The following is a 9,697-nucleotide window of genomic DNA, read 5'->3' on the forward strand; positions in this document are numbered from 1 at the left end:
CCCACGCTCTGCGTGGGAGCCTAGCCGGTGACGCTCTGCGTCGCTACGGGGGCGGGTGGACGCAGGAGCGCCGAGGGCGACGTTCCCACGCGGAGCGTGGGAACGATCAATCATCCATCAGGCCAAGCGCCCCTCTTAAGACTGCTCAACAGTTACAGCTATTTCAGCTTGCCCTGACTCAAGGTTCATGGCTGCCCGAACAGTCGACTTATCTTTAACCAAGAGCACAAGTGCAACAACAGCCGCAACGAACATCACGCCAATGACAACAGCAACAACAACGCCGAGATTTTCTTCGTTATCCATAATAAAGATGCCGCGAATATTGTTTATGGACCGGCACGGTCCAGTCTCTAGCCTCAAAAGAACGCCAGCTGCACTGGGAGATAAGGTTAAGATTGAAATTGAATGTTCAGGGCATGGAGCTGCCGAATATATCCGACAGCTCCATAATGGCGACTCATCTTTACGCCTATCGAGAGTCCATCAATCCCAGGCCAGCGCCCCACCCGTCTGATATTCCGTGACGCGAGTCTCGAAGAAGTTCTTCTCCTTCTTCAGGTCCATGATCTCGCTCATCCACGGGAACGGGTTGGTGGTGCCCGGATACTGCTCCGGCAGCCCAATCTGCGTCAGGCGGCGGTTGGCGATGAACTTGAGGTAGTCCTCCATCATTGCCGCGTTCATGCCCAGCACGCCGCGCGGCATCGTGTCGCGGGCGTATTCGATTTCCAGTTGGGTGCCCTGCAGGATCATCTGGGTCGCTTCGTCCTTCATCTCGGCGTCCCACAGGTGCGGGTTTTCGATCTTGATCTGGTTGATCATGTCGATGCCGAAGTTCAGGTGCATGGATTCGTCGCGCAGGATGTATTGGAACTGCTCGGCGGTGCCGGTCATCTTGTTGCGGCGGCCCATGGAAAGAATCTGGGTGAAGCCGCAATAGAAGAAGATGCCTTCCAGCACGCAGTAGTAGGCGATCAGGTTGCGCAGGAACTGCTTGTCGGTCTCGACGGTGCCGGTGGTGAAGGTCGGGTCGGAGATCGAGCGGGTGTACTTGAGGCCCCAGCTGGCCTTTTTCGCGACGCTGGGAATCTCGTGGTACATGTTGAAGATCTCGCCTTCGTCCATGCCGAGGGATTCGATGCAGTACTGGTAGGCGTGGGTGTGGATCGCCTCTTCGAAGGCCTGGCGCAGGATGTACTGGCGGCATTCGGGGTTGGTGATCAGGCGGTACACGGCCAGCACCAGGTTGTTGGCCACCAGGCTGTCGGCGGTGGAGAAGAAGCCCAGGTTGCGCTTGACGATGCGGCGCTCGTCCTCGGTCAGACCGTCGGCGCTTTTCCACAGGGCGATGTCGGCGGTCATGTTGACCTCCTGCGGCATCCAGTGGTTGGCGCAGCCGTCCAGGTACTTCTGCCAGGCCCATTCGTACTTGAAGGGCACCAGCTGGTTGAGGTCGGCGCGGGCGTTGATCATGCGCTTCTCGTCCACGCGCACGCGGGCGCTTTCGCCTTCCAGTTCGTTGAGGCCTTCCTGGATGTCCAGCTCGTCCAGCGCGCGCTTGGCGCGGGCCACGGCGTCGGAGTCGCCGGCGCTCACGGTGCGGGCCTGCTCGACGGAGCCGCCGACGGCATGGTCTAGGGCGTCGGTCTGCGCGGTGGCTTGCGCGGCGGCGGCCTTGGCGGCGGGGGTGGGTTCTTCAGGTTGGTCGAATTCGTCCCAGCTCAGCATGAGGTGTGCTCCTGATGGGGGGACCGGCGTGGGGCCGGTCGTTGTTCGGGTGGCTGTGGTGCACGCAACGGCACCGATGGCGTTTGGCGCGGCCTGGCGGGCCCCGCAGGGCGGGGCCTTGGTGGATATGGAAAGCGATATCCACCCTACGGTCGGTTACTGGCAGGCTTCGCAATCCGGGTTGTCGATGCTGCAGGCCTTGGGGACAGGGGCAGGCGCGGGCGCGCTCTGCTGCAGGCTTTCATCGATCACCGAGCTCACGGCGTTGAGCTTGCCGGTGGTGATGGTCGACTTCTCGGTGCTGGTGGCGGCCAGGGCGCGGAGGTAGTAGGTGGTCTTCAGACCCAGGTACCAGGCCATGCGGTAAGTGACGTCCAGTTTCTTGCCCGAGGCGCCGGCGATGTACAGGTTCAGCGACTGGGCCTGGTCGATCCACTTCTGGCGGCGGCTGGCGGCTTCGACGATCCACTTGGTGTCCACTTCGAAGGCGGTGGCGTACAGCGCCTTGAGGTCGGCCGGGATGCGTTCGATCTGCTGCACGGAGCCGTCGTAGTACTTGAGGTCGTTGACCATCACCGGGTCCCACAGGCCGCGCTCCTTGAGGTCGCGCACCAGGTAGGGGTTGATGACGGTGAACTCGCCCGAGAGGTTCGATTTCACGTACAGGTTCTGGTAGGTCGGCTCGATGGACTGCGACACGCCCACGATGTTGGAGATGGTCGCGGTCGGCGCGATGGCCATGATGTTCGAGTTGCGGATGCCACCCTTCACGCGCTCGCGCAGCGGCGCCCAGTCCAGGCTCTCGGTGCGGTCGACCTGGATGTACTGCTCGCCACGGGCGTCGATCAGGCGCTGCAGGGAATCCAGCGGCAGCACGCCCTGGCTCCACAGCGAACCCTCGAAGGTCTGGTAGGCGCCGCGCTCGTCGGCCAGGTCGCACGAGGCCTGGATGGCGAAGTAGCTGATCGCTTCCATGGAGCGGTCGGCGAACTGCACGGCGGCGTCGGAACCGTAGGCGATGTGCTGCTGGTACAGGGCGTCTTGGAAGCCCATCAGGCCCAGGCCCACCGGGCGGTGCTTGAGGTTGGCGTTCCGCGCCTGGGGCACGCTGTAGTAGTTGATGTCGATGACGTTATCGAGCATGCGCACGGCGGTGCGCACGGTGCGCTCCAGCTTGGCGAGGTCGAGCTGGCCATCGACGATGTGGTTCACCAGGTTCACCGAACCCAGGTTGCACACGGCGATTTCGTCGGCGTTGGTGTTCAGGGTGATCTCGGTGCACAGGTTGGAGCTGTGCACCACGCCCACGTGCTGCTGCGGGCTGCGCAGGTTGCACGGGTCCTTGAAGGTGATCCACGGGTGGCCGGTCTCGAACAGCATCGAGAGCATCTTGCGCCACAGGTCCTTGGCCTGGACCACCTTGTGCAGCTTGAGCTTGCCGTAGCCGGCCAGGGCTTCGTAGTACTCGTAGCGTTCTTCGAAGGCCTTGCCGGTCAGGTCGTGCAGGTCGGGCACGTCGGAGGGCGAGAACAGCGTCCAGGGGCCGTCCTGGAACACGCGCTTCATGAACAGGTCGGGCACCCAGTTGGCGGTGTTCATGTCGTGGGTGCGGCGGCGGTCGTCGCCGGTGTTCTTGCGCAGTTCGAGGAATTCCTCGATGTCCAGGTGCCAGGTTTCCAGGTAGGCGCACACCGCGCCCTTGCGCTTGCCGCCCTGGTTGACGGCCACGGCGGTGTCGTTGACCACCTTGAGGAAGGGCACGACGCCCTGGCTCTTGCCGTTGGTGCCCTTGATGTAGGCGCCCAGCGCGCGCACCGGGGTCCAGTCGTTGCCCAGGCCGCCAGCGAACTTGGAGAGCAGGGCGTTATCGCGGATGGCGCTGTAGATGCCGCCCAGGTCGTCCGGCACGGTGGTCAGGTAGCAGGACGACAGCTGCGGACGCAGGGTGCCGGCGTTGAACAGGGTCGGCGTGGAGGCCATATAGTCGAACGACGACAGCAGGTTGTAGAACTCGATGGCGCGTTCGTTCTTCTGCGGCTCTTCCACGGCCAGGCCCATGGCCACGCGCATGAAGAACACCTGCGGCAGCTCGAAGCGCACGCCGCCCTTGTGGATGAAGTAGCGGTCGTAGAGGGTCTGCAGACCCAGGTAGGCGAACTGCTGGTCGCGCTCGTGATCCAGCGCGGCGCCCAGCTTGGCCAGGTCGAAGGTCTTCAGCTGCGGGTCGAGCAGTTCGAACTCCACGCCCTTTTCCACGTAGGCGGCCAGCGCCGGCGCGTACAGGTCGGCCATTTCGTGGTGGGTGGCGCTGTCGGCCACGCCGAGGAAGGAGAGGGCTTCGCCGCGCAGGCTGTCGAGCAGCAGGCGGGCGGTCACCTGGCTGTAGTTGGGCTCGCGTTCCACCAGGGTGCGCGCGGTCATCACCAGGGCGGTGTTGACGTCCTTGAGGGACACGCCGTCGTAGAGGTTCTTCAGGGTCTCGCGCTCGATCAGTGCGCCGTCCACCTCGGCCAGGCCTTCGCAGGCTTCGCGGATCAGCGTCTGCAGGCGGCCCAGGTCCAGCGGGCGCTGGCTGCCGTCGTCCAGGGTGACGCGGATGCTCGGGTGCGGCTGGGCCACGTTGTGGGCCTCGGCGGCGCGCTTGCGTTCCTGGGAACGGGCTTCGCGGTACAGCACGTAGTCGCGGGCGACCTTCTGCTCGCCGGCGCGCATCAGCGCCAGTTCCACCTGGTCCTGGATGTCTTCGATATGGATGGTGCCGCCCGACGGCATGCGGCGGGTGAAGGTGGCGGTCACCTGCGCGGTGAGGTGGGCCACGGTGTCGTGGATACGGCTCGACGCCGCTGCCTGACCGCCTTCCACGGCCAGGAAGGCCTTGGTGATGGCCACGCTGATCTTGTCGTCGGTGTAGGGCACCACGGTGCCGTTACGCTTGATGACCTTCAGGCTGCCGGGCGCGGTGGCGCTCAGTTCCGGGCTGATGGCGGTATTGTCGGTTTGCATGGGCTGCTCCACGTTTCCAATGCTTCTTCCGCGTGACGGCTATGGCCGCTCGCCGGGCAAAAAAACGCCATGCCGGGGAAAAATCGCCGGCAAATTGGCGTGACAAGGGGATGGGGTGGCATACGGCGTAAACGCCTCCCTGGCTCCCGGATTGATCGAGGCACGCGCCTCGCTCACAACACCTGGTGACTGACCTCAGTTCGTGCCCGCAGGGGCGTCGTCTGTCGACAGCGGCGATTCCTCGCCCGTGGCGTTGCCCGTCCGGCCTGTTCGGCCCTTGACGGGTTGGATTCCTTTCGTTCTCTCGGGTTCCGCCGAAACACAACATGTAGTGTGTTCTGCTTGATGCGGCGCAAGATAATGGCAGCCGACGGGAAAGACAAGCCACCCCGCCGAGCCCTTCTGTGGATAAGCCTGTGGGTTTCCTTTGCACACCCCGCTGCAATGGGCATGGCGGCTCGCTCAGCGCTTTTCATCGTTTTGTGAGGGATTTCTCCCCCTATATGTAGTGGCGGGGAAACCCGGGGGAGCCGCGTCAGCCTCAGTGCTTTTCAAGGTGCGCCCTGATCGCGGCCGAAGCCGCGCCCTGGCAAGCCAGGGCCGTGTCGGCCCGGCGCGGCAAACCCGATACAATGCCGGCCATTCGCAAGCCAAGGAGAGATGTCATGCCGGACCGCTGTCACATCCTCATCGTCGAGGATGACGCCCGCCTGGCGGAGTTGACCCGCGACTACCTCGAATCCCAGGGGCTGGCGGTGAGCGTGCAGGCCGATGGCCGGCGGGCGGTCAACCAGATCCTCGCCGAGCGTCCCGCGCTGGTGGTGCTGGACCTGATGCTGCCGGGCGAGGACGGCTTTTCCATCTGCCGGCGGGTGCGCGAACAGGGCTACGACGGCCCGATCCTGATGCTCACCGCGCGTACCGACGACCTCGATCAGGTGCAGGGCCTGGAGATGGGCGCCGACGACTATGTGTGCAAGCCGGTGCGTCCGGTGGTGCTGCTGGCACGCATCCGCGCCCTGCTGCGCCGGCACGAGGCGCCCGCCGAGGCGGTGCAGCGCCTGAGCTTTGGCTCGCTGCAGCTGGACCACGCGCGCCTCGAAGCCACCCTGGGCGGCGAACGCGTCGACCTGACCGGCGCCGAGTTCGACCTGCTCTGGCTGCTGGCGCTCAACGCCGGACGCACGCTGTCGCGCGAGGAGATCTTCACCCAGCTGCGCGGCATCGAATACGACGGCCAGGACCGCTCCATCGACGTGCGCATCTCCCGCATCCGCCCCAAGCTCGGCGACGACCCGGTCACCCCGCGCCTGATCAAGACCATCCGCGGAAAGGGCTACCTGTTCGTGCGCGAGGTGGCGGAGGAGCTTTGATTCGGCGGCCGGCCGCCGCCGCAGCGGTGTGGCAGTGGACAAGAAAAGCGTTGTCCACCCTACGATCCCCCTTGCGGGGCAGGCCGGTTAGACTCCTGCCCATTCTGGTCAGGAACGCGCCCCGTGAATTCCATCTTCCTGCGTATCTACGCCGGCATGCTGGCCGCCCTGGTGCTGGTGGCACTGCTGGCGGTGGGCAGTCTTCAACTGGTCAACGCGCTGCGCCACGACCACTACCGCGAGCGCCTGGCCCAGGGCTCGTTCCGGCTGATGGCCGACAACCTGGCCGGCATGGACGCGGTGGAGCGCACCCGCGCCATGGCGCTATGGGGGCGACTGTTGGGCACGCCGCTGCATCTGGAGAGCCTGGCCGACGTGCAGCTGGATAGCCGTGGCCGCACGCGCCTGCTGCGCGGTCAGGTGCTGGTCGAGCGGCTGAATCCTTCGCTGATCTACAGCCTGGTCAGCGAGAAGGAGCGTCTGGTGCTCACCGCGACCGTGGAGCAGGTCAGCGAGCAGCTGGCGCGCGCCACGCTGTTCCTGATCAGCGACGAGCTGCGCCGCTACCCGGCCCCCGAGCAGCGCCAGCGCCTGGCCGAGCTGGCGGAGGCCAAGGGCTTCGGCTACCCCGTGCACCTGCGCGCCATGGACCAGATGGAGCTGGACGCCGACCAGCGCCGGCGCCTGGTCGAGGGCGATACGGTGATGGCGCTGGCCAGGGGCGGCGACTCGATCCGCGTGATGGTCGGCCAGGTCGATACGCCGTGGATTCTGGAGATCGGCCCGCTGTACCCGCTCAATCCCTACCCGCCGCAACTGCTGGTGCTGTTCACCGTGCTCGGGCTGAGCCTGATCGGCCTGACCCTGTACGCCCTGGTGCGCCGCCTGGAATACCGCCTGCGCGGCCTGGAGGCGGCGGCCACGCGGATCGCCGCCGGCAAGCTGGAGGCGCGGGTGCCGGAAGGCGAGGGCGACTCGGTGGGGCGGCTGGCCGCGGCCTTCAATGCCATGGCCGAGCACGTGCAGCGGCTGATCAGTGTGCAGCGCGAGATGGTGCGCGCCGTCTCCCACGAGCTGCGCACGCCGGTGGCGCGTCTGCGCTTCGGCCTGGAGATGGTCGAGGACAGCGAGGACGCGGCGCAGCGGCGCAAGTACCTGGCCGGCATGGACCACGACATCCAGGAGCTGGACCGTCTGGTCGACGAGATGCTGGTCTACGCCCGTCTGGAGCAGGGCTCGCCGCAGCTGGATTTCCAGGACGTCGATCTGCCGGCGCTGCTGGAGCGGGTGATGGACGAGGCGGCGCCGCTGCGCGTCGAGGTGCGTCTGGAGCGCGGCGTCTGGCGCCCGGCGCCCGATGGCGGGCTGATTGAAGCGGAGCCGCGTTATCTGCAGCGGGCGGTGCTCAACCTGGTCAGCAACGCCCTGCGCCATGCCGAGCGACGCGTGCGGGTGAACTACAGCATTGCCGGCGACGTCTGCCGGGTGGATGTCGAGGATGACGGCCCCGGCGTGCCCCGCGAGGCCTGGGAGCGCATCTTCACGCCCTTCCTGCGCCTGGATGACAGTCGCGCCCGTTCCCTGGGCGGCCACGGTCTGGGGTTGTCCATCGTGCGGCGCATCATCCACTGGCATGGCGGGCGCGCCTCGGTGGGCCGCAGCACGCTGGGCGGCGCCCGTTTCACGTTGACCTGGCCGCGCCGCCAGGCGCGAGCCTGAGCGCAGGCAGGGGATGACGCACCGCGGCGGGGCTGGTGTTACAAAAAAATGACGTCAATGCACCCGATTCGCTCAGGTGACGGCCAAGGGTGCCGATAACCCCGAAAGGCCTGGTGGAGTTCGGCCAGGAAAAAAGTGGTCCTGTTAGGGAGTTGTTGGCCATGTCCCCTTCGCGTCTGTCCATTGCCTGGAAAATCACCCTGCTGGCGGGGTTGTGCCTGGTGCTGATCGTTGCCGTGCTGATCGGCGCCTCGCTGCAGCAGACCCAGCGCAGCAGCGTGCTGGTCAAGGAGGCCGGCAGCGCCATGCTGCAGGAGGCGGCCGGCGAGCGCATCAGCGCCTATGGCCAGACCCAGGCACTGCGCATCCAGCGTCTGTTCATGGACACCTATCAGTACGGCAGCGGCATCCTCGGCCAGGTGCAGCTGATGCGCGAACAGTCCATTGCCCGCATGGACAGCGCGTTCGATTTGCGTGAAGACCTCGTTCGCCTGGCCGGTAACGCGCTGCAGAACAACGCGGACCTGTTCGGCCTCTACCTGGTGTTCGAGCCCGATGCGCTGGACGAGAAGGACGCGCTGTTCGCCGAGCGCGCCGAGTTCGGCGCCAACGAGACGGGGCGTTTCAGCATCTACTGGTCCCGCGACGGCGAGACGCTGGAGCACGAGACCATCAGCGAAGCGCTGATCAATGACGCCACGCCCGGCAAGAACGGCCTGCCCTACAACAGCTGGTACCGCTGTCCGCACGAGCGCCAGCGGGTGTGCGTGATCGATCCCTACCTGGACGCGGTGGACGGCAAGAACATCCTCATGACCTCGATTGCCTTCCCGCTGCTGCGCGACGGCAAGGTGGTCGGGGTGTTCGGCGTGGACATCAGCCTGAACCGCCTGCAGACGCTGGCCAGCTCCGCCAACCAGACGCTGTATGGCGGCCAGGGCCACATGGGCGTGATCAGTACCGCAGGCCTGCTGGCCGGCTACAGCGGCAACGCCGGGCTGCTCGGCGAGGGCTTCGCGACCGCCTATCCGGGCCATGATGACCTGCTGCAGCGCATCGCCCAGGGCCGGCCGCAGGTCAGCCAGTACGGCGAGATGCTGGAAGTCCTGCACCCCTTCGCGCCCATCCCCGACAGCCCGTCGTGGTCGGTGCTGCTGGAGATTCCCCAGCGCATCGTGCAGGCCCCGGTGCTCGACCTGGAGCGTCAATTGGACCAGCGCCGGCTGAGCGACAGCCTGGTGTCGCTGATGCTCGGCCTGCTGGCCACCAGCGTCGGCCTGCTGCTGATCTGGCTGACCGCGCGCAGCGTGACCCGGCCGATCCTCGCCGTGGCGGACATGTTCAAGGACATCGCCAGCGGCGAGGGCGATCTGACCCGCCGCCTGGAGTACGCGCGGCAGGACGAGCTGGGCACGCTGGTCGGCTGGTTCAACCGCTTCCTCGACAAGCTGCAGCCGATCATCGCCGAGGTGAAGCAGGCGGCGCAGGCGACCCGCGCCACCGCCGACCAGTCGCTGGCGCTGGCGTCGCAGACCAACGAGGGCATGCAGCGCCAGTTCCGCGAAGTGGACATGCTGGCCACCGCCGCCCAGGAAATGAGCGCCACCGCCCAGGACGTGGCCAGCAACGCCGCCAAGGCCGCCGAGGCCACCCGCGGCGCGGAGGAGGCCTCGCGCATGGGCCGCGAGGTGATTGCCCGCACCACCCGCGATTTCGAGACGCTGATGCGCGATCTGGATGGCGCCATGCAGCACATGAGCGGGCTGACCGCCAACAGCGAACAGATCGGCAGTGTGCTGGAGGTGATTCGCGGCATTGCCGAACAGACCAACCTGCTGGCGCTCAACGCCGCCATCGAGGCGGCCCGCGCC

6 protein-coding genes are annotated in these 9,697 nt (G+C 66.1%); 3 read left to right on the plus strand and 3 right to left on the minus strand.

The genetic code is table 11. The features are described from left to right. Nucleotides 1-135 precede the first annotated feature (135 nt). The 3 genes from AS93_RS20670 to AS93_RS0115205 all read right to left on the minus strand — a co-directional run bounded on the left by AS93_RS20670 (nt 136) and on the right by AS93_RS0115205 (nt 4,734). Entirely contained in the window at nt 136-306 is a 171-nt protein-coding gene (locus tag AS93_RS20670) for a hypothetical protein (protein WP_155956157.1), read from the minus strand. A 180-nt stretch (nt 307-486) separates the two neighbouring features. Then, entirely contained in the window at nt 487-1,731 is a 1,245-nt protein-coding gene (locus AS93_RS0115200; RefSeq protein ID WP_027591406.1) for a ribonucleotide-diphosphate reductase subunit beta, read from the minus strand. A gap of 156 nt (nt 1,732-1,887) precedes the next feature. Continuing rightward, nucleotides 1,888-4,734 (minus strand): ribonucleoside-diphosphate reductase subunit alpha, encoded by a 2,847-nt coding sequence (locus AS93_RS0115205; RefSeq protein WP_051587506.1) that lies wholly within the window; start codon nt 4,732-4,734, stop codon nt 1,888-1,890. Between the two features lie 665 nt (nt 4,735-5,399). On the opposite strand from AS93_RS0115205, the gene AS93_RS0115210 reads away from it, so the two are divergent. The 3 genes from AS93_RS0115210 to AS93_RS19525 form a co-directional block, all read left to right on the plus strand. Next, nucleotides 5,400-6,107, plus strand: a complete 708-nt coding sequence (locus AS93_RS0115210; protein ID WP_027591408.1) for a response regulator transcription factor — start codon at nt 5,400-5,402, stop codon at nt 6,105-6,107. A gap of 123 nt (nt 6,108-6,230) precedes the next feature. After that, on the plus strand, nt 6,231-7,826 hold the full coding sequence (locus AS93_RS0115215; RefSeq protein WP_027591409.1) for an ATP-binding protein: 1,596 nt from the start codon (nt 6,231-6,233) through the stop codon (nt 7,824-7,826). Between the two features lie 161 nt (nt 7,827-7,987). Beyond that, on the plus strand, nt 7,988-9,697 hold a 1,710-nt coding region (locus AS93_RS19525), incomplete at its 3' end, for a methyl-accepting chemotaxis protein (protein ID WP_037009547.1).

This window comes from Pseudomonas sp. RL, assembly GCF_000647775.1.
Classification (GTDB): Bacteria; Pseudomonadota; Gammaproteobacteria; order Pseudomonadales; family Pseudomonadaceae; genus Serpens; species Serpens flexibilis.